15 protein-coding genes are annotated in these 21079 nt (G+C 71.1%); 10 read left to right on the forward strand and 5 right to left on the reverse strand.

All coding sequences use genetic code 11. The features are described from left to right. Positions 1 to 76: 76 nt before the first annotated feature. A complete protein-coding gene (locus tag Q664_RS12405) occupies positions 77 to 2839 on the reverse strand; it encodes a tetratricopeptide repeat protein (RefSeq protein WP_043393987.1) in 2763 nt (920 codons plus the stop codon). A gap of 133 nt (positions 2840 to 2972) precedes the next feature. Here Q664_RS12405 and Q664_RS51975 point away from each other — a divergent pair, with 133 nt between their 5' ends. From Q664_RS51975 to Q664_RS12440, 7 genes are all read left to right on the forward strand, one after another. Continuing rightward, positions 2973 to 3920 (forward strand): C39 family peptidase, encoded by a 948-nt coding sequence (locus Q664_RS51975; RefSeq protein ID WP_052518009.1) that lies wholly within the window; start codon positions 2973 to 2975, stop codon positions 3918 to 3920. A gap of 102 nt (positions 3921 to 4022) precedes the next feature. Continuing rightward, positions 4023 to 4781 carry a TadE/TadG family type IV pilus assembly protein gene (locus tag Q664_RS12415; RefSeq protein ID WP_043393989.1) on the forward strand — a complete coding sequence of 253 codons (759 nt, stop codon included), beginning with the start codon at positions 4023 to 4025 and terminating at the stop codon, positions 4779 to 4781. After that, the gene (locus Q664_RS12420) at positions 4778 to 6265 is read left to right on the forward strand and encodes a pilus assembly protein TadG-related protein (protein ID WP_043393990.1); all 1488 of its coding nucleotides are present in this window, start codon (positions 4778 to 4780) and stop codon (positions 6263 to 6265) included. Before Q664_RS12415 ends, Q664_RS12420 begins: the two co-directional genes overlap by 4 nt. After that, the gene (locus Q664_RS12425; RefSeq protein WP_043393992.1) at positions 6265 to 7329 is read left to right on the forward strand and encodes a hypothetical protein; all 1065 of its coding nucleotides are present in this window, start codon (positions 6265 to 6267) and stop codon (positions 7327 to 7329) included. Before Q664_RS12420 ends, Q664_RS12425 begins: the two co-directional genes overlap by 1 nt. After that, a complete protein-coding gene (locus tag Q664_RS12430; RefSeq protein WP_043393994.1) occupies positions 7323 to 8003 on the forward strand; it encodes a hypothetical protein in 681 nt (226 codons plus the stop codon). The genes Q664_RS12425 and Q664_RS12430 overlap by 7 nt, the downstream gene beginning before the upstream one ends. A gap of 12 nt (positions 8004 to 8015) precedes the next feature. Then, positions 8016 to 8930 (forward strand): RluA family pseudouridine synthase, encoded by a 915-nt coding sequence (locus Q664_RS12435; protein ID WP_043393997.1) that lies wholly within the window; start codon positions 8016 to 8018, stop codon positions 8928 to 8930. Positions 8931 to 8939: 9 nt separating this feature from the next. After that, a complete protein-coding gene (locus Q664_RS12440; protein ID WP_043393999.1) occupies positions 8940 to 9551 on the forward strand; it encodes a TIGR02265 family protein in 612 nt (203 codons plus the stop codon). A gap of 19 nt (positions 9552 to 9570) precedes the next feature. On the opposite strand, the gene Q664_RS12445 is transcribed toward Q664_RS12440, so the two are convergent. Further along, complete coding sequence (locus tag Q664_RS12445) at positions 9571 to 11220, reverse strand: S28 family serine protease (protein ID WP_043394001.1); 1650 nt, start codon at positions 11218 to 11220, stop codon at positions 9571 to 9573. Positions 11221 to 11327: 107 nt separating this feature from the next. On the opposite strand from Q664_RS12445, the gene Q664_RS12450 reads away from it, so the two are divergent. After that, a complete protein-coding gene (locus Q664_RS12450; protein WP_043394004.1) occupies positions 11328 to 12047 on the forward strand; it encodes a hypothetical protein in 720 nt (239 codons plus the stop codon). A gap of 6 nt (positions 12048 to 12053) precedes the next feature. Here Q664_RS12450 and Q664_RS12455 read toward each other — a convergent pair whose 3' ends face one another. Then, the gene (locus Q664_RS12455) at positions 12054 to 13070 is read right to left on the reverse strand and encodes a glycosyltransferase (protein ID WP_043394005.1); all 1017 of its coding nucleotides are present in this window, start codon (positions 13068 to 13070) and stop codon (positions 12054 to 12056) included. Positions 13071 to 13091: 21 nt separating this feature from the next. On the opposite strand from Q664_RS12455, the gene Q664_RS12460 reads away from it, so the two are divergent. Next, on the forward strand, positions 13092 to 16673 hold the full coding sequence (locus Q664_RS12460; RefSeq protein WP_052518010.1) for a tetratricopeptide repeat protein: 3582 nt from the start codon (positions 13092 to 13094) through the stop codon (positions 16671 to 16673). A 4-nt stretch (positions 16674 to 16677) separates the two neighbouring features. Here the strand turns inward: Q664_RS12460 and Q664_RS12465 are convergent, their stop codons facing one another. Next, positions 16678 to 17547 (reverse strand): PorV/PorQ family protein, encoded by an 870-nt coding sequence (locus Q664_RS12465; protein ID WP_235216669.1) that lies wholly within the window; start codon positions 17545 to 17547, stop codon positions 16678 to 16680. Between the two features lie 58 nt (positions 17548 to 17605). Here Q664_RS12465 and Q664_RS12470 point away from each other — a divergent pair, with 58 nt between their 5' ends. Next, on the forward strand, positions 17606 to 18403 hold the full coding sequence (locus Q664_RS12470) for a hypothetical protein (protein ID WP_235216670.1): 798 nt from the start codon (positions 17606 to 17608) through the stop codon (positions 18401 to 18403). Positions 18404 to 18557: 154 nt separating this feature from the next. Here Q664_RS12470 and leuS read toward each other — a convergent pair whose 3' ends face one another. Continuing rightward, positions 18558 to 21044, reverse strand: a complete 2487-nt coding sequence (gene leuS / locus Q664_RS12475) for a leucine--tRNA ligase (RefSeq protein ID WP_043394007.1) — start codon at positions 21042 to 21044, stop codon at positions 18558 to 18560. Positions 21045 to 21079: the final 35 nt, after the last annotated feature.

The following is a 21079-nucleotide window of genomic DNA, read 5'->3' on the forward strand; positions in this document are numbered from 1 at the left end:
CTTCCCTCGGGCGGACCCGGTGGACACACGAGTGCCACGACCCTCACCCCCCGCCCTCTCCCAGAGGGAGAGGGAGTTACAGGCGTGTCGGGCGGCGAGCGGGCTTCGCCAGGCGGCGCTTGGACTTCTCCTTCTTCTTGGGCGCCTCCTCCTTCGGGAGGGACTCCAGCCAGGCGTCCACCTCGGTCACGCGTGGCGCCAGTCCGGCCTGGGTGAAGCGCTCGCGGGCCCGGGCCGCCTCGGCTCGTGCCTCCGGCTGCTGGCCGGACACCCACAGCGCACGGGCCAGCGCGAAGCCCGACACCGCCAGCATGTCGGGCGGAGCCTCGGCGAAGGTGACGGCCTGCTTCAGTGGCTCGACAGCCTCTCGCTCCCGCTTCAGGCCCAGCAGCGCCTGGCCCACGCCGTCATAGGAAGGCTGGAGCAGCATGTCCTCGGGGGGCAGTGCCTTGCGCTTGGCCGCGAGCGCCGCCTCGTAGATGGGCAGGGCCTCTTCGTAGCGCTCGAGCTCCAGCAGGCACATGCCCACCTCGTCCAGCGTCTCCGCCGTGGGCATGCTGTCCTTGCCGAACGTGGCCTCGCGGATGCGGTTCGCCGCGCGTGCATGCTCCAGCGCCTTCTCGGGCTGGCCCATGTCCCGCAGCGTCCAGGACATCATCACGTGGCGCCGAGCCATGTCCGGGTGCATCGGGCCCACCGACGCCTCCGTCTGCTTCAGCGCCTCCTCCAGCAGCGACAACGCCTGGGCGTGCTCGCCCATGTCCAGCATCACGCGCCCGAGCAGGAACGTGGTGCGCGCCCGCTTTGGATGGTCCGTGGGCAGCACCTTCGCGTGGATCTGCCTCGCCTGCTCCAGCAGGGCCTTCGCCTCCGGGAGCTTCTGCTGGGAGATGGCCAGGTTGGCCCGGTTCACCAGCACGTCGCTCTCCAGCAACGGCTCTCCTCCCAGGCGCCGCAGCGTGGCCTCCGCCAGTCCGGCCCAGCCCTCCGCCTGCCCGAAGTGCTGTTGCCCGTCCTCCACGAAGAGCAGCTTGTTGAGGATGGACACCTTCATCCGGTCCGCCCGTCCCGCCTCGGCGTCGTAGACGGCCCGCGACAGCAGCTTGGACGCCTCCACGGACTCGCCCATCTGCTCCTGGATCCAGCCCTGGTGGAAGCGCAGTTCGGCCACCAGCGGCAGGTGCCCGGTGGCCAGCACCGCTGCCTCCAACTGGTTCGCCTTCTCCCGCGCCATCGGGTAGCGGCCCGCGTCCACCATCACCTTCACCTCGGCGAGCCGCTCCTCCAGCCGGGCGATCTCCGCGCGCTTCGCCGCGTCCGACGGCAACCGCTGCTGCTCGGAGAGCGCCTCCACCTCCGCGCACTCCTGCAACGCGGGCAGCGCGTGCGCCGCGTCCAGCGCCTTCTCCACCAGGGGCCCGTCCGCCTCGGACAGCAGCCCCACCAGCGCTCCCAGGTCCTTGCGCCGCCGCTCCAGGCACACCACGCGCCGCGACAGCAACTCCTCGGGCTGCGTCCCGTGTACGCGCGTGGCCTCGCACGCCTCGGTGCGCTGCCGGGTCCACGCGGCCGCGTACTCCTCCAGTACTCCCGAGACGCGCGCCGCCGTCTCCTTCGCGAAGGGCTTCCCGGTGGCCAGGAAGGCCGCCTCCAGCCTGCCCTTCGCCGCGGGCTCCCACACCCCGGTCATCAGCTCCGCCGCGCCCGTGCACAGCCGGGACTGCCGGAACGCCACGCCTCCCACCACCGCCAGCCCCACCGCCGTCGCGCACGCCGCCGCCACCCACCGCTGCCGCTTCAACCGCCGCTGCTCCTGCGACAGGGCCTCCAGCAGCTCCTTCATCGAGCCGAAGCGCGCCCCCGGGTCGATCGCCAGCCCGCGCATCAGCGCCTGCTTCACCCACGCCGGCACCTTCTTGTCGCGCGGCGGCTCCTGGATGAGATCCGTGGGGACCGCCTCCGGCTCCATGGGCTCGGTGCGCGCCGACGCATCCGGCTGCGAGCGCGACGTCGCATACGCCCGCATGCGCGAGGTCTCGAAGGCGCGCTTGCGGTAGAGGCCCCAGTACAGCGCCGCGCAGAAGCTGAATTGATCCGAGCGCGAGTCCACCTCGCGCCCCTGGTACTGCTCCGGCGACATGTAGTTGGGTGTGCCCAGCACCACGCCCGTCTGGGTGAGGTTGGCCTCCAGCAGCCGGCGCTCGGGCGCCATCAGCTCCCGGGCCTCGTCGGACAGGTCCTCGTCCTGCCGCGGGGAGGCCCCCACCTGGAGCGCCAGGCCGAAGTCGGTGACGTACACGCGGCCGGCACGGGTCACCAGGACGTTGGCCGGCTTGAAGTCGCGGTGCACCAGCCCCGCCTCGTGCGCCGCCACCAACCCCCGGCCCGCCGCGAGGAATCGCTCCAGCACCTCGCGCCAGGAGTGCTCCTCCTCCAACCAGCCGCTCAGCGTGCCCCCATCCGCCAGCTCCATGGCGAGGAACACCTGATCTCCCCACATGCCCACGTCGAAGATGGGGATGACGTTGGGGTGGGACACCCGGGCCATGGCCTGCGCCTCGCGCAGCAGCCGCGCCCGCGCCGTCTCCGAGGCCGACTCCCCGTCCGGCGTCTGCAGCAGCTTGAGGGCCACCTTGCGATCCAGATCCGGATCGAACGCCGCGTACACCACCCCCATGCCGCCCTGGCCGAGCCGCTCCAACAACAGGTAGCGCCCCACCTGTGAGACCGGGGGCACGTCCTCCGGAGCCCGGCCCCGCTGGGACCGGGACCGGCCGGTGTTCGGCGCGGGCTCGCGCGTGCCCTTCCCCTTGTTGCTCCGGCTCTTCGACTCTCTCATGGGTTGCCGAACATTCTAACTGGACTGTTTCTTCGGAAAAAGGTTACATAGTGCGGCGTCCGAAGAAACTTGTGACGGCGCGCGTCGATAAATACGCGAGATTCGCGATTTACCAAATCAGGTGGGATGCGAGATGAGCGTGAAACTGACCTCGATGCTGGGTAACGCCCTGACCCGGGCGCTGGAAACTCCCTCTCAGAGCCGCGTCCAGGCTCCCACGGAGCCCGCACTCCCGGTCTCTCCGGCCAGCACGCCCGCTGTGTCCATCCCGGGCAGCAGCGACGTCTTCGAGACGGTGTCCAGGGCCCAGAAGGAGTGGGAGTCGAAGTTCGCCGAGGTGGTGCAGGCGATCGCCCCCGAGCTGGAGCAGCTGGCGCCCCTGGAGACGAAGTCCCTGAAGAACCTGGCCAACTCGGTCAACGAGTCGCGCAACGTGGTGGCGGGGGACCAGGCCGAGAAGGGCAAGTGGTCCAGCTCCACGCCGGTGCTCCAGCAGACCGAGGACAGCAACTGCGGCGCGGCGGCGGCGGCCATGCTGACGAAGTCCAAGGGTGGCAAGGAGGGCGTGTCCGGCAAGGAGCTGATGGACGACCTGGGCTCGCGCTACGGGACCAAGGACGGCACCACGCCCAAGGAGATGGCCAAGATGCTCGCCAACGAGGGCATCGCGGTGAAGGGCAGCAGCACCACCGCCGACAAGAGCTCGCTGGAGAGCACCCTCAAGAGCGGCGGCAAGGCCGTGGCCATGGTGGACTCCAATGAGATCTCCACCAAGGGCGACGCGAAGGCGCCCGGCAAGGCGCACTGGGTCGTCATCGACGGCATGGATGACCAGGGCCGCTTCATGGTGAAGGACCCGGGCAGCGCCTCCAGCTACTTCGTGAAGGGCGAGGAGCTGAACAAGGCCATCGACACCGGGCGCAACACCCACCAGTCCGGCGGCGTGCTCCTCCTGGAGAACGAGCAGGCTCCGGCGACCGTGCCCGTGGCCGAGCAGGAGGCGGAGCAGAAGGCGGAGGCGCTCGGCGACACGCCGGGGACTGGCTCCATGGCGTCCCGCTTCGGCCGTGAGTCTTCCTGAGCCGGGCCGGGTTCCACCTCATATTCCTAGAAAGCCGGATTCGTATTTTCCATATCGTATCGTATGGATTTCGGATCCGGAGAGGGCGCAAAGCACTCCGCCATGTGTCGCAGGGACCGCACCAGGGTCGGAGAGTCTGGCCAGGCGACGATCGAGGCGGCGCTTACCCTCCCGTTGACGATCTTCCTGCTGCTGGGGACGTTGCAGTTCTTCCTGTTGCTGCAGGCGCGGGCGCTGACGGAGTACGCGGCGTTCCGCGCGGTGCGCACGGGCAGCGTCAAGCACGGGGACTGCGAGGCCATGACGCACGCGGCGCTCGGGGTGTTGCTGCCCACGTTCGCGCGGACGGACTCGCCCGCGGCGCTCGGAGTGGCCTTCCGCAACCACCGGGACAACCTCTACCACCCCGGGCGTGACTCGGGGCACTCGGGCACCATCGTGTGGATTGCCCGCGAGCGGCCCCTGGCCGGCTCCATCCCCGAGAACGAGGAGGAGTCCTTCGACGACGTCAACCGCTACGGCAGCGTGGAGGACGTGGTGCGGTTGGAGGCGCGGCTCGTCTTCTGGTTCCCCATGCGCATCCCCTTCGCCAACTGGGTGCTGGGCCGCATGTTCCTGGCCCAGCTCGGGTTGCGCGAGTACTCGTCCACGGATCCGCTCATCCCCGCCCGCACGGCGAACTGGGGCGGCCGGGCGCCTCCCGTGCTGGACCTGGCCATCCGCGCGGAGCTGCTCGAGCGCGCCGCGCGCCACGAGTACGTCTTTCCGCTCCAGGCCACCTACGCCATGCGGATGATGACGCCCGCGCGCCCCCGCTTCTTCCGCAGGCAGAACTGCCCGCTCACCCCGGAGGGCCTGTGAGCTTCCGCCGCGCTCGAGGCCAGTCGTTGGTGCTCTTCAGCCTGACGATGCTGCTCGTCGCCGTCATGGTGTGTCTCACGCTCTCCTTCTCCATGAAGGTGCGCGAGAAGATGGAGACGCAGAGCGTGGCGGACCTGGCCGCCTACAGCAGCGCGGTGGCCACGGCGCGCACCTTCAACAGCATCGCCCTCATGCGCCGCGCCCAGACGGGCCACCTGGTGGCCATGTCCGGGGTGCTGAGCCTCACCAGTTGGACCAGCATGATGCGCGCCAACCTCAACGCCGCCCGCCTGGCGGCCCAGGGCTGTCCCGCCGCCGCCGAGGCCATGGTGGCCCTGGATGAGCAGAACGCGGAGATCGAGCGGAAGTGGCACGAGCTCGATTCCCGGGCCGGCGTGCAGGCCTACAACATCCAACTGATCGGCGGACACCTGGCGAGCATGCAGGGCGAGATGTTCGGCCGGCTGCAGGAGGCGGTCTCCGGCGGGGATGCCTCGTTCGTGGCGCGGATGGCGGCCATGGCGAGCAAGGGCAGCCCGTACAGCAAGGAGCTGCGCGCGGGGAAGACGCCGGTGTCCGTGGGCGAGTTGATCCACGCCACCGCCGGGGGCGCCGGCCACGCCCTGGACATGGCCATGGCCACCCGCGGCTACGGCTTCATCACCCGCCGCCAGGGCCTGCCGGCCTTCACGGGGGACCGGGGCGTGATGGGCGCGCTCAGCGCGGCGGGAGGCAGTGCGCGCGTCCTCAATGGGGGCGGCAGCGCCTATTGGGGCACGTCCCTCGGGCACGGCGGGCGCGCGGACAAGACGTGGTTCACCTGGGCCGAGGATCACGCCCTGGTGGAGGTCACCTTCCCCGGCTGTGCTCCCTTCCGCGTGAGGGCCACGGCGGGCGTGAAGGCCACCGACCTCGAGGATGGCAGCGACACCCACTGGTGGACGCCCACCTCTCCCGTGCTCGGGGCGACGGATCCGGGGATGGAGAATCAGTACCGGCACACGCTCCTGTCGTGCTGGCCCCGCACCAACTGCCCGAGCACCTTCATCGGCGGCATGACGTACAACACGGCCGACGACGCGAACGGCAACCTCTGGGCCCAGCCGAAGCTCTTCGCGCTCGCCGAGCGGGACTACAAGGTGCGGGGCCCGCGGAGCGATCCGTGGAACCTCCTCTTCCGCTTCCGCTTCACGCCCGAGCGCACCAGCACGTTCGACAGCCGCGGCATCGTCCTGGCCAATGGCACGGACATCAGCGTGCAGTCCGCGCTCGCCACCGGGCTGGCCTACTACCACCGGCGCGGACGGTGGAACGAGCCGCCCAACCTCTGGAATCCCTTCTGGCGCGCCACCCTCGTGGCCGCGGACATCGACGCCGGGGGAGACGTGCGGCGCGGCGGCAACGACATCCCCAACACGGTGGGCGGCACCGCGGGCGATGCCCTCCGTCAGCTCATCGCGGCGGGCTACAAGGGAGTGCACTGATGAGGGCGGCGTTCCAGCGGCTCCCGCGAGGGCAGTCCACGGTGGAGCTGGCGCTGTGCCTGCTCGTCTTCGTCACCGTGGTGGTGTTCGGCATCCACTTCGCCGAGGTGGGCTACCTGTCGCTCAAGGTGCACGAGGCGGCCGTCTCGCCGCTCTGGGACAGCACGGCCTTCCGGGTGCACCGGATGCTCGAGAACCGGGAGAAGGTGAGCGACTTCGGGGCCTTCGACTCCATCGCCCCGCGGGTGATGGGCAATGCCCAGGCGCGCTACCGCGACTTCGACGGGCGCAGCTCCACGCCGGGCACCCGCACCCACGTCACCCAGGTCTTCACCCGGGTGGAGGACATGCGCGTGCGGTGCGACCGGGACGAGGAGGTGGAGTTCGATCTTCCCCGGAGCCGGCGCCCCGCGCTGCGCTCGCCGCAGCCCGGCAACTGGGGCACCTTCCCGCCCGGACAGGACGTGGGGGAGCCCACGGACAGCGTGCTCGATGGCATCTTCGAGAACGTGGGCGGCGTCAGCTGCGCCGCCGAGGCCCACGTGGAGGGGTTGCCCACGTTGCCCACCTCCTTCCTGGAAGGGGAGGGAGGGTTCTTCCGGGAGAAGCACTCCACGCGGCTGAGCATGAAGACGTGTGCCTCGGGCCGCCCCGTGGGAGGCAACTGCCAGGGCCGCTACGGCATCCTGCTGGGGGACTTCGGCTTCTCGGATCCCGAGGTGAGCGGGCACTGCCCCCTCCGGCCCGAGCAGCCGGACGTGCCCTGCGCGGAGAACCGGGCCTTCTATTACTCGGCCATGAAGGTGTTCGACGCCAACGGGCGCGCCGCCGGCCGGGATGCCTCCGAATTCGCCGAGTTCTTCGTCGGCTACAGCCCCATCGACGAGGGTGGTTTCTTCATGAGCTACCGCGGCGAGGAGGATGACTACATCGAGCGGAGCACCCCTCGCGGCGAGTCCCAGGACGAGGTGGATCGGCCGAGGAACACCGGCGGCGTGGACCACAAGCCGACTCCCAAGCGCCGCCCGTCCAACAGGTGCTTCCTGGGGCTGTCGGAATGCTGAGCTGCCTGCTGGTGCTCGAGCTGTTGCTGGCGGCGGCGCCCGCCGAGGCGTCCCGCGAGCCCTTCCAGTGGAAGGTGCCCGGGCTGGTGTCCGTGGTGGACGTGCCGGACACGATGAACGTGGGCGGCATCCCCGTCCGCATCCAGGTCTACTCCTCCAAGGAGAAGTTGGAGCGGCTCCTCCAGTACTTCGCCACCGCCTTCGACGACGCGGGCTTCTACCTCCAGCGTCATCAGCCCCGGCTGGCCGCCGAGCCCCACCTCACCGCGCTGGATACGCGGACCTTCACCTCGTACACCGTCATCCTCACGCCCGAGCCCGGAGGGCTCACCACGGTGGTGCTCGGCCAGGCGCGATTGGGGGAGGCCCGGCCGGCCGCGCCTCCGGGGTTCCTGCCCGTGTACGACGGGGCCATGAATGTCCTGTACGCGGACCTCGAGGGTGCGCGGACGCTGACGTACCGGGCGCCTGGCAAGGAGGCCGAGGTGCGGGGCTGGTACCGCGACCAGCTCACGCGCTCCGGGTTCAAGGAGGAGTCCCCCCAGGTCTTCCGCCGCGGGGAGCAGGAGCTCCGGGTGTCGCTCTCGCAGGAGGGGGGCTGGGTGCAGGTGGTCATCTTCCTGAAGACGGGCGGAGAGCCGCCGCCGCTGGAGCCCGAGCCGGAAACGCGGTAGGGACAGCGGCCCATGAAGCGCCGCACCTTCCGAGTCGAAGCCGCCCACACGGGCCGTCCCCTGGGTGAGGCGCTGGCGGCGGAGCTGGGCCTCCCACGCGAGGAGGCGGAGCGCCTGGTGGGCGTGGGCGCGGTGTACGTGGCCGGGCGCCGGAGCCGGGACGCGGGAGCGCGGTTGGCGGCGGGGCAGGTGGTGACGGTGGTGCTGGAGGAGGGCGGACAGAGCCCGCTCGCGGCGCCGCCGGCCTCCGCGCCCGCGTTGCGGATCCTTCACGAGGACGCGGACGTCATCGCGGTGGACAAGCCGGCGGGGATGACGGCGCAACCCACGGAGGGGCGGGTCGGGGACAGCCTGGTGGACCGGGTGGGCGAGTACCTGAATCGGCCGGCGGGACTGGTGCACCGGTTGGACAGGGAGACGTCCGGGGTGACGGTGTTCGGGAAGACGCCCCAGGCGACCACGGCGCTGGCGGAGGAGTTCCGCGAGGGCCGGGCACGCAAGCGCTACCTGGCGGCGGTGGGTCCGGTAGCGCTTCCCTCCGCGGGCACGATTGATCTACCGCTGTCGAAGGATCCTTCGCGGCCGGGGCGCTGGCGGGCCACCCGCGCGGCGAATGGGATTCCCGCGCTCACGGAGTACCGCGTGCTGCACGCGGGGCCGGACTTCTGCCTCGTGGAGCTGTTGCCCCAGACGGGGCGGACACACCAGTTGCGCGCGCACCTGACGGCGCTGGGCGCACCCATCCTCGGGGACAAGCGTTACGGAGGCGCCACGCGGGCGGGAGGCATCGAGGCTCCGCGGTGCCTGCTGCATGCCCAGGCATTGGAGTTGGGTCATCCGGGCACGGGCGCGCCGGTGCGGTTCGAAGCGCCCATTCCCGAGGATCTCGCGCGCTTCTTCTCGGCGGCCGGTATCGCCGGGCGATAAAAAGAGTACATGGGACGTACCGGGCAGTCCGTGGAGTTCTGGCTCGAGGATCTGGCGCGGCGCAGGACCTTCTTGAAGCCGGAGGAGCACACCATCCGGGGCTTCTTCTTCAATGGCGTCCTGGAGAACCTCCGGACGCTGGGGGACGAGGCGCTGGTGGGGCGTTGCCTGGAGGCGTGCGGCCAGGAGCGCTTCATGGACTTCTTCAGCTACTCCACGGATTTGATGTTCCTCATCCTGTCCACCGCGCTGCCCACGCTCGCCGAGCGGCACGGTGGCGCGGAGGCCGCGCTGCGGGAGATCGGGCGCCAGGCCTCCACCGACTTCCTGGCCTCGGTGGCCGGCAGGGCGATGCTGCTGCTGGCGCGGGGGCGGAGTCCCAAGCCGTTGATCAGCAGCCTGCCGGCGGCCTTCCGCGTGGCGATGAGCTACGGCAGCGCCCAGGTGGAATGGCTGGGGCCGCGCCAGGGGCTCCTCAGCGCGCAGGGCAGCTTCATGTCTCCCCCGTTCATCGAGGGGCTGGTGCTGAAGGTGCTCGAGGCGGCGGGGGCCCGGGGAACCCAGGCCACCGCACGCCCCACGGGAGCGCTCGACATCGTGTGTGAGTTCTCCTGGGAGTGAGCCGCCCCCGTCCGGGTGCCTACGGGGCGGTGCGCTGACGCAGGCGCGGCGGGAGGTGAGGAGCGAACTCGTCGAACTGGGGCTCCGTCACCCAGGCGGGCGGCGTGCTCTTCAGCCCGGCGGTGGAGAGACCCGCCCAGCGGAGCACGGTCCCGTAGGCCTCGGAGCGCGGGATGTCCGGCAGCCGGCTGATGCTGCTGCCGTGGTTTCCGCCCGGCACCACGAACAGGTAGGAGTCGCTGGCGCTTCCCAGCGAGAAGGCCGCCGCGGTCCAGGGATCGAACTCGCCGTAGATGAACATCAACCGCTCGCCCTTCGTGGACACCCAGTCCTGGATGTCCGGCATGGCGGACTCGCGGAAGACGAGCGGCAGGCCGGGCGGTGCATAGACCGGCGCGATGTCCGTGCCCGGGAAGTGGATGAGGTCGCCGAGGAAGTCGTCGTACGCCCCGGGCCAGCCCAGCTCCACCGCCGCCTGGTAGTAATAGGGCGCGTAGTAGCCGAGACCGCTGGAACCGTTATCGGCGAACGTGGCCAGGCCCACCACGCTGTTCATCACCTCCAGCAGCTGCTCGCTCGTCGCTTCGATCCCCGGGAAGAGGGTGTTGCAGTTGGCCGGTGAGCCGTACTGCCAGAAGCCGAGATACGTCTCGAGGACGGCGTGCTCCAGCGCCCGCTCGAAGCCGAGCTGCGTGTACGTCAGATTGTTGTCCTGCGCGTAGGTGCGCAAGAGCCCCAGCATCTCCTCGCGGCGCCCCAGCACCGTGCGCTGGAAGGTGTGGATGCGCTCGCGGCAGGCGGCCTGGGCCTCGCCACCCACGGCATGCATGAAGGCGGGGAAGCGCGCGTCGTCCTTGAACGCGAGGGGCGCCACGTACGCCACCGTCGCGTCCACATCGTCCGGATGGAAGCGCCGGTTGAACACCACCGTCTCACCGCCCTTGCTGGCCCCCGTGGACAGCCAGCGTCCGCCGTAGATGGGCTTGAAGGCCTGGACGATGCGGTGGAAGTCATCGGCGGACTGCTTGATCGTCAGCAGGCTCCAGTCCGCGGGCTCCGGGCGGCTCGGCAGGAAGAAGCGGTGCTCGACGGAGAGCTGGTTGGCGTTGAGCAGCGAGGTCAGCTCGCGCCGGCTCGGGCTCGTGGAGACGTAGTAGCCGCCGGTGTAGAGCACCATGGGCGCCGTGTCCGACGTGTGCAGCAACGTCAGGCGCTGCTGGAAGCGCTGGCACTCCGGGTTCGCATGATCCGCCGGCTGGTCGTACTTCATGATGAAGAAGCGGTAACCGGTGGGGACTCGCGCCCCGTTGGGGTTCTCCTGCACGGTGAGCCCGGGGATGGCGCTCAGCCGCTCCAGGATGTCCAGCGACGTGTCCTGGAGGAGGGCCTTGTTCGCCACCGCCTCGACGAACGCCAGACCGGTGCCGCACTGATTCGTGCCGCCGTCGGTTTCCCCCGTCCCGGCGTCCGGCGGCTCCGTGCCGGAGTCGGGTTGCTCCGTGCCGGAGTCGGGTTGCTCCGTGCTGGCGTCCGGCTGTTCCGAGCCGGCGTCACTGACGCCCGCATCCGGGGTGGGCTTGGGGTTGTCGCCACAGGCTCCCAGGGAGAGCAGGAGCAGGAGGGGGGACAACAGGAAAGGGGACCGGGTGACACGGCCGGTGTAGCGCATGGACTCCTCAGGGGATTGGAGCAGACCCCGTGCGTGGGACTGCCAAAGCCATGTTACCGCACGCTTCGGACGTCACCGCTGGCACCGGAGTTGTCTAGGATCGCCTCATGTCTCGAAACACGGTAATCGCGGCGGCCTTCAACAACGCGCGATGGTGCGACGCGGTGTGCCGCACCCATGGGCACCCGGGTGAGCTCACGGATGCGCTGTGGCTCAACCGCGTCGAGGTGCCTCCGTTCTACCCCAACGTCGTCACGCTCACGCCCGAGGGCGAGGCCCGGCAGTTGGAGGCGATCTCCGCGCTCACGCTGCCGGGGCGCTGGGGCGTCAAGGACAGCTTCGCGACACTCGACCTCGCACCGCTGGGTTTCGAGGCGCTGTTCTCCGCGCAGTGGATCCAATTCTCCTCGGGGAGAATGGCTCCCACCACTGCCAGTGGAGCGCGCTGGGTCCAGGTCCGTGACCCGGCCGCACTGGCCGCGTGGGAGGTGGCCTGGAGGGGTCCGCAGGGTCCGGCTCCAACGCACGCGGTATTCCGCCCCGGCCTGCTCGAGGACTCGGGGGTGGGGATTTTCGCCGCGTACCACGAGGACACCCTCGTCGCCGGAGCCATCGCCTATCGCGCCGAGGGCGTCGTGGGTCTGTCGAACACCTTCTTCGCCGAGTCCCGGGCCGGAGTGCTGCGCGCGGAGCTGCTCGGGCAACTCCTGGCCGCGTTCCCGGGCCTGCCCATCGTGGGTTACGAGCACGGTGACGAGCTGGCCGCGTGGTGTGCCCTGGGCTTCGAGCCCATCGGTCCCCTCGGGGTCTGGCTGAAGAAGACGTAGGCCGTTTCACGCCGCGCAGGTGAAGTGCTCGCCCTCCACCCAGCCGAGCGCCGTGAGGGCCGCTCGAATCTCATCGCGGATGCCGCGCACGCCCACCGCCGCGATGAGGTGCGTGTCCTCCGGTGGCGCTCCCAGTGACTCCGGCGCGTCCACCGGAATCCCGTGGATGCGCGTGCCCACCTTGCGCGGGTGCACGTCGATGAAGCGCTCCACCCGCGCTCCCTCCGCCAGCAGGAAGCGCGTGAGCGTGAGCCCTCCCGGTCCCGTGCCCCACACCGTCAGCGGCCTCCCCGCCACCTCCCGGCTTCGCGCCAGGTAACGCGCCTTCACCCAGATGAAGCGTTTGTGCGCATACCTCGGGTCCGTGCGCGTCAGCCGCTCCGTGCTGTCCCTCCAGCGCAGCAGCACCTCGGGCAGGTTGTGCATCCCGTGGCCCCGGTGGATGAGCTTCAGCCACAGGTCGTAGTCCTCCGGGAAGTCGCCGTGCTCCCAGCCGCCCGCCGCCACCACCGCCTCCCGCCGCAGGCATACCGAGGGATGGCAGATGGGGCTCTCCACGAAGCGCTCGCGGTGCAGCCGCTCGGGCGTGGTGAGCCCGTTGAGCCACGCCGCGTAGTCCCTCATCGAGGGGCTCACCGGCTGGTCCTCCCGGAACATCTCCACGCCGGTGCCCACGCCGCCCAGGCCCGGGTCCGCCTCCAGGGCCGCGATGCTCGCCTCCAGGCGCCGGGGCAGCGCCTCGTCGTCCGCGTCCATCCGCGCCACGTAGGGCGAGGTGGCATGGGCGAGGGCGAGGTTGAGCGCGGCCACCAGCCCCCGGCCGCCCCCCTCCAGGAGCTCCACCCGGGCGTCCCGCGCCGCCAGCCCGTCGAGCACCGCGCGCGTCCCGTCCGTCGAGCCGTCGTCCACCGCGAGCACCCGGATTTCACGCAGAGTCCCTTCGAGGAGGCTCTCCACGGCGCGCGCCACGGTGCGCTCGGCGTTTCGGGCGGGCAGGAGGACGGTGACGACCGGAGGCGGCATCCTGTGTAGACTGCCCCACCCATGGGTGGCGTGAGAAACGGCAATGCCCCGTCCGGGCCGGGCACAGGCGGGCCCGAGCTCGTGGAGCGGCATCGCCAGAGCGCCGCGCGGCTGCTCGAGGAGGGCCAGGCCCCCCAGGCCTTCGGCGAGCTGGTGCGCGCCAGCCGGACCCTGCCCATGACGCCGCGCCTGGCCTCGGTGCTCGTCACCTTCGCGCTGCACGCGGGGACCGAGCCCGCCGTCATCGCGCTGCTCTCGTCCGCGCTCGCCCACACCCGGGGGGAGACCCGCCGCGCCGTCCGGCTCCAGCTCGCCCGGGTGTTGCGCCGGGTGGACCAGCTCCCCCGGGCCGTCGAGGCGCTCCAGGCGCTCGTCGACGAGGACCCCGAGGACCGCCGCGCCCGCCGGTTGCTCGACGTCCTCTTCCGCCGCCTCTCGCGCCATGAGTCCTCCGACGAAGGGGACGCGGAGGCCGAGGCCCTCGCGGTTCCCATCGTGCAGGGCCAGGCCCTCGTGGAGGTGGAGGCGCCGGAGCCCGAGGAGCGAAGCGCGACCGTCGAGTTCTCGTCGCCCTGGCTGGAGGACGAGCACACGGTGGAGGCCTCGGGCCCGCTGGATGCGCGGTTCGTGCCGCGTGCCTCTCAACCCCGGGCCGGGACCGCTCCGGCACCCACCCCTCCGGCTCCCGCCGCTCCCACGCCCGTGGCTCCGGCTCCCCCGGATGACCGGCACCGCACCGTCCTCGAAATGCAGGTGCCCGTGGCTCCGGCTCCCTCGGATGACCGGCACCGCACCGTCCTCGAGCTGGAGCTGCCGGAGGTCTGGGCGCAAATCGAGGACGAGACGACCTCCGAGGCCTCCGGTCTGCCCTTCGCCATCTCCGTGCCTCCTGCTTCCGTTCCCCGGGATGACACCGCCGGGGAAGCCTCCAGCCACCGGCGCACGACCCTCGAAATCACCGAGCCTTTTCCGGAGGACGAGGAGACCTCCACCGACGCGCCTGTCGCCCGGGTCGAGTCTCCGCTCGTTCCTCCGCCCACCGGAGACAGGACGCCCGCCCCGGTTCCCTGGAGCAGCGAGGAGGACACCGAGCGCTCCCGGGCCTTCGTGCCCCGGCAGGAGAACCCGGAGGAGACGCGCCAGGAGGCCCAGCTCATCGCGCGCCGGGCCTGGCGCGAGCTGGCGCAGTTCTACCTGGACCGCGCCGATGCCACGAAGGACCTGTCCGTCCGCGCGGAGACCCTCACCCGGCTCGCCGAGCTGCTGGAGAACGAGTTGCAGGACCTGGCGGGCGCCGCCCGGGTGTACGGGCAGATCGTCGCCCTCACCGGGGACCAGGCCGCGCTCGCCGAGCAGGTGCGGCTCGTGTCCCAGCGCACGGATGGCGATGACTGGGTGGTGTGGCGGGTGCTCGACGAGGCGGTGCAGCGCGCGAGCAACCCCCGGGCGCGTGCCGCCGCCTTCCTGGCTCGTGGCGAGCGGCTGCTGTCCGCCGGTGAGACCGCTCGCGCCCGTGCGGACTTCGAGGCCGCGGTGGCCATCTCTTCCCATTCGCTGCCGGCGTTGATGGGGCTCGCCCGGAGTGTCTCGGAGGCGGACCGGGCCGGAGCCGCCGAGCGCCTGCGCGCCGCGCTCGCCGCCGTGCACCGCCGCACGCCCCACCGCGCCGAGGGACTGCGGTGTCTCGCGGAGCTCGCCGGAGGGCCGCTGGCCGATGCGCGGCTCGCCCACTGGGCCTGGTCGGAGGTGCTCGCGGAGGAACCCGAGGACGTCGTCGCGCAGGACCACCTCCTGGAGGTGACGCGGCGGTTGGGCGACAAGGCGGGGTTGAGCCGTCTGCTGCGCGCCCGCATCGCCCGGGAGCCACGGGGACTGGCCACGCGCAAGGTCCGGCTGGAGCTGGTGGCCACGCTGGAGGCCGGAGGCGAGCGCGACGCCGCGCTCACCGAGCTGCGCCAGGCGGTGCGCTTCGAGCCCGGCCACAAGGAGGCGTGGCTGCTGCTGGTGGACCGGCTCATCGCGCTCGGGCAGAACGGCGAGGCCGCGTGGGCCATGGAGCACGCCGCCACCGCCACCGAGGATGATGACGCGCGGCTCGGCACGTGGGAGCGGCTGGCGCGCTTCTGCCGGGAGGTGCTGGGAGACGCGGCGCGCGCGCAGGTGTACGCCAACCGGGCGGAGAACCTGCGCAAGGCCATCGCCGAGCGCGTGGCGCCCGCGCTGCACCCCGAGCCCCCGCGCAGCGCCGTCCCCAAGCGGGAGCAGAGTGGCTCGCGCACCGGCGTCCTCATTCCGCCACCGGGCGCGGTGGAGCTCACGCCCACTCCGGCCGCGGCGCCCTCCGCTCCTCCCGAGTCCGCGTCCACGGTCCTCGAGATGCCCGCGGTGTCCGTGCCCGTTGCTCCGAGCCGTCCGCCTCCGCCGGCCCGGGAGTCCGCTCCCGCGAGCCCGCCCCCGGCCGCGCCCGAGGAGCCGCCCGACGCGCCGATGCCCGTGGAGCGCACGCGGTTCATCGCCTGGGAAGCACCTCCGGGGAAGATGGACCCCGTGCGCCGCAAGGCGCGAGGCCCTGGCTCGGTCTCCTCACCCGAGCCGCTCACGCCCTCCACCTCCTCCAGGCCGGCGCTGCCTCCGGCCCCGGCTCCCGCTGCACCTCCGCCTCCGGCTCCCGCTCCGGTTCCGGCGCCCATGGAAGGCACCCGGCCGGCGGCCATCGAGCGCGTGCGCGAGCGTCCCCTCGACGCGGCGGCCTACCGGGAGCTCTCGGCCTTCTTCGTGGGCCGGGGTGACTCCGCGCGAGGCTCGCTGATGGCGGAGGTGGCCGCGGCGCTCGTGGGGGAGAAGGACAGTGCCTCCCGGTTCCCCCGCCGCACGCTCACGCCCGAGGAGCGCGCGGGCCTGCGCCACCCCGGCCTGCGCAACCCGGCGGGCGAGCTGCTCGCCTCCGTGGGTCAGGCCCTCGTCCGGCTCTTCCCCACCTTCGGGCGGGCCTCGGGCTCCGCCGAGCCGCTCCGGCCGGACTCGGGCCCTGGCGCCCGTGCCGCCCTGGAGGTGCTCCAGTCCGTGGCCCGCCTCCTGGACGCGCGGCTCCCGGAGGTCTTCCTGTCCGAGGATGACGGTCCGCCGTTCTCGCTCGTGCACCCGGGGGCCCCGCGCCTGCTGGTGGGCCGGCTCGCGGTGCGCCAGGTGTTGCCGGAGCCGGAGCTGCGCTTCTTCGCCGGACGGGCCCTGTCCTGCCTGGGGCCGGATCTGCTCGCGCTGCGCTGCCTGAAGAAGGACCAGTTGCTGCGCGCGGTGGCCATCCTCGCGTCGGTGCTGCGGGGCGGGACGGAGTTCGGCCCCGAGTCCCGGGTGGTGCGCGAGGCGCTGCACCCCAACGCGCGGGCCCGGGCGCTGACGTTGCTGGAGTCGGCCCAGAAGGAGTTCGACGCGGCGGCGCTCGCGGAAGCGGCACGGCACTCGGCCAACCGCGCGGGGCTCGTCGCGTGTGGAGGCCCGGGGACGGCGGTGGCGGCGCTGCGGGCGCTCAAGTCCAGCGAGCAGGAGCTGGTGGAGCTGGTGCGCTTCTCCGCTTCCGAGCGCTACCTCCCGCTGCGCGGGTGAGGGCTCACTGCACCTGCACCTTGAGGGTGACGGCGACGAGCCGTCCATTCTCTCCGCCGATGTCGTGGCGGTACGCGATGTCGATGCCACCGCCCGGCGTCAGCAGGCCGATGCCCACGCCGAGCTGGGAGGAGCGGGTGAACCCATCCCAGGTGTAGCCGGCGCGAACGGGGAAGCTCTGCCCGAACAGGTACTCCAGGCCGCCGCTGTAGGTGAGCGTGGTGCTGTTGTTGGTTTCGAAGTCGGCGCGCACGTCGGCGGCGAGGGTGAGGAGGCCGGCGAACACTCCGGCGTGGGCCGTGTAGTAGCGGGTGAGCTCGGCGTTGCCGGTGCCGATGAGGTTATGGGCGGAGATGCCGAGGGAGATGATGGGGGCGGGGCGGAAGATGATGCCGGCGTCGCCGGTGATGGCGTTGGCCTGCCGGGCGCCGCGCATCAGCAGGTAGCGCGAGGAGACGCCGACCATCAGGCTGTCGCCGAAGGGGATGGCGAGGGCCACGGTGTTGAGGTGACCGGTGGCGCGCTCGACGCCCTTGCCGAGGGAGATGAGCTGGTAGCTGACGCCGGCGGCGAGTGCACTGGTGGACGAGTCGGCGAGGGCGACCATGCCGAAGGCGTCCTTGCCGACCCAGTCCCAGGCGCCGGTGAGTTCGATGCGGTAGGAGCGGAATGCGGCGAGGGCGGCGGGGTTGCCGGTGCCCGACTCGGCGCCGACGCCCAGGGCGCGCCAGGCTCCACCCATGCCGTAGGCGCGAGCGCTCAAGATTTCGCGCAGATCCTCGGCGCGCGGCTGGCGCGAGGTGTCCTCCTGGGCGTGGGTCAGGGGGGCGAGCAGGAGGGTGAACAGGAGCGTCAGACGGTGCCACATCCGCATGGGAGCGCATCCTAACTGCCTTGATGGAGGGGAGGGCCATCACTAGATTCGCCGCCCCATGAAAGAGCCACAGAAGCGCAAGAGCGTGAAGCCAGCCGGGGCGGCCGTGATGAAGCGAGCCGTGGCGGTGTTGGGAGTCCTGGTGGCGATGAGCGCGGGCGCGTACGTGCTGCCGGGCGGTTCCATCCTGCGCCGGATGGTGGCGGCGCGCGAGGATCTGCCGTCGACGGCGCTGAAGGCGGACGGCTCGTTGCACTTCTACGGACCGGTGGTGAACGAGGCGGGAGGGGCGCTGGGATTGCCGACGGACCGGCCGGAGCTGGAGGCGGACGGCACGGTGTATTTGAGGCTGCCGGGCCGGTGCCGTTTCGAGGCGAAGGCACGGGAGGGCAACACGGTGGCGGCGGTGTCCTCGGGAGGCCGCAAGCGGGTGGAGGGCAAGGAGATTCCGGCGTTGTCGGAGGCGGTGCAGCAGTTGTGCGCGGTGTTGGGAGTGAGGGCGGAGTCGGCGGTGGAGGGGCGGGACGTGGTGGAGACGCACCTGCGCGCGCTGGGAATCGAGTCGCGCACGACCTCGTTGGGGCGGTTTGGCGGGGACGTGGTGTACGTGCTGGGGCAGCCGGGCGAGGGCAAGCCGCAGTTCTGGGTGTACAAGGACGGCTTCCGGCCTGCGCGGGTGAAGTACAAGGACGCGAAGGGGACGGCCTGGGACGTGCGGTTCCTGGACTACACCTCGCCGGTGACGGGCGAGATGTTGCCGAGGAGCATCGAGGTGTGGCGTGGGGAGGACCGGGTGATGCGCTTCACGGTGCTGACGGGAGACACGAGGGCGAAGCTCGCCGACACGCTCTTCTGAGCCCGCCCAGGAAGCGCACTTCACGAAGAAGCGCACTTCACGAAGAAGCGCGCTTCACCAAGAACCCAGGTCCCCCAAGAACCCCTCTCCCCTCGGGAGAGGGACGGGGTGAGGGTGCCCGGGCCCAGGGTTGGGCCCGAGTCCCCGAGTCGGTTCAGCCGACGACCAGGTTGATGATGCGGCCCGGGACGTAGACGAACTTCTTCTCCGTCTTGCCCTGGGTATGGGCGAGGACGTTGGGGTCATTCGCGATGGCGGCGCGAACATCGGCCTCGGTGGCATCGCGGCGGAGCTTGACCTTGCTGCGCATCTTCCCATTCACCTGGACGCCCATCTCGACGACATCGTCCACGGTGAGGGCGGGGTCGTAGGAGGGCCAGGGCTCGTAGGCGAGACTCTTCGTGGCACCGAGCCGCTCCCACAGTTCCTCGGCCAGGTGGGGCGCGAAGGGAGACAGCAGGAGGGCGAAGGTCCGGGCCGTCTCGAGCGGCACGCGAGGAATATCCGCGAGCCGGTTGGTGAGGATCATCAGGGCGCTGACGGCGGTGTTGAGCCGGAGGGCCTCGATGTCCTCGCCGACCTTCTTCACGGTCTTGTGCAGGAGCCGGAGCGACTCCTCGTCGAGGGGGGCCTCGGCGGCCCCTGGCTCCTCGCGGACGAACGCGAGGGTATTCCAGGCGCGGTCGAGGAAGCGGCGGACGCCGGTGACGCCCTGGGTCTGCCAGGGCTTCACGGCCTCGAGGGGGCCCATGAACATCTCGTAGACGCGGAGCGAGTCGGCGCCGTGGCGCTGGACGACCTCGTCGGGGTTGACGACGTTGCCGCGGGACTTGGACATCTTCTCGTTGTTCTCGCCGAGAATCATGCCCTGGTGGACGAGCTTGCCGAAGGGCTCGGGGTGCGAGACGACGCCGCAGTCGAAGAGGACCTTGTGCCAGAAGCGGGCGTAGAGCAGGTGGAGGACGGCGTGCTCGGAGCCGCCGACGTACAGGTCCACGGGCATCCAGGCGTCATAGGCCTCCTTGGAGAAGGCGGCCTGGGTGTTGTGCGGGTCGATGAAGCGCAGGTAGTACCAGCACGAGCCGGCCCACTGGGGCATGGTGTTCGTCTCGCGGGCGAACCACTTGCCGTCCTTCTGGAAGAAGCGCCAGTCGAGCGCGCGGGACAGGGGCCCGGCGGGGTCGTCCGAGGGCTTGAAGTCCTCGAGCTCGGGCAGGCGCACGGGCAGCTCGCTCTCGGCGACGGCGATGGGCTGGTCGTAGCGGACGGTGTGCGGATGCTTGCGCGGATCCGTGGAGCCCGCGGGCAGCTCGACGGGGAAGTAGACGGGGATGGGCTCGCCCCAGTAGCGCTGGCGGGAGAAGACCCAGTCGCGCAGGCGGTACTGCACGCGGCGGGTGCCCAGGCCTTTCTGCTCCAGGTGGGAGATCATCGTGGCCTTGGCGTCGGGCGTGCGCTGGCCGTCGAGGAACCCCGAGCGGACGGCGACACCGTCGGCGGTGACGGCCTCGGTCCAGGAGGCGGTGTCGTGGAGCTGGCCGTCGGGCGAGACGACCTCGACCACGGGCAGCCCGAAGGCGCGGGCGAACTCGAAGTCGCGCTCGTCGTGGGCGGGGACGCTCATGATGGCGCCGGTGCCGTAGGAGCCCAGCACGAAGTCCGCCACCCAGATGGGCAGCCGGGCCCCGGAGATGGGGTGGAGCGCGTAGGCGCCGGTGAACTCACCCGTCTTCGTCTTGGTGAGCGCCGTGCGATCCATGTCGCTCTTGCTGACGACGGAGTCGCGGTAGGCGAGCACCTTCTGCCGGTGCTCCGGGGTGACGAGCGACTCGAGCAGCGGGTGCTCGGGGGCGATGACCATGTACGTGGCGCCGAAGAGGGTGTCCGGGCGCGTGGTGAAGATGCGGAGCTTCTCGCCGCGGCCCTCGAGGGCGAAGTCCACCTCGGCGCCCTCGCTGCGGCCGATCCAGTGGACCTGCTTCTCCTTGGTCTCGGGCCAGTCGAGCCCCTGGAGCTCCTGGGCCAGGCGGTCCGCGTAGGCGGTGATGCGCAGCGTCCACTGACGGAGGGGGAGGCGGACTACGGGGTGGCCGCCGCGCTCGCTCTTGCCGTCGATGACCTCTTCATTGGCGAGCACGGTGCCGAGGGCGGGGCACCAGTTCACGGGCAGCTCGGCCTGGTAGGCGAGTCCGCGCTGGAAGAGCTTGAGGAAGATCCACTGGGTCCAGCGGACGTAGGCCTCGTCGGTGGTGGCCAGCTCGCGCGACCAGTCATACGAGAAGCCGAGCGACTTGAGCTGCCGCTTGAAGGTGGCGATGTTCTTCGCCGTGGTCTGGGCGGGGTGGGTGCCGGTCTCGATGGCGTGCTGCTCGGCGGGGAGGCCGAAGGAGTCCCAGCCCATGGGGTGGAGGACGTCCACGCCGCGCATGCGCTGGTAGCGGGCCACGATGTCGGTGGCGGTGTAGCCCTCCGGGTGGCCCACGTGGAGCCCCGAGCCGGAGGGGTAGGGGAACATGTCGAGGATGTACGCCTTGGGGCGGCCCGGGTGACGGCGGGCTTCGAAGGTCTTCTCCTGCTCCCAGCGGGCCTGCCACTTGGGCTCGATGGACGAGGGATCGTACTTGGGACGCTCTGTGGACATGGCGGCCGTATGTAGCACGACGCTCGGGGGGACGC

Origin of the sequence: Archangium violaceum Cb vi76 (assembly GCF_000733295.1) — a bacterium.
Taxonomy (GTDB): Bacteria; Myxococcota; Myxococcia; order Myxococcales; family Myxococcaceae; genus Archangium; species Archangium violaceum.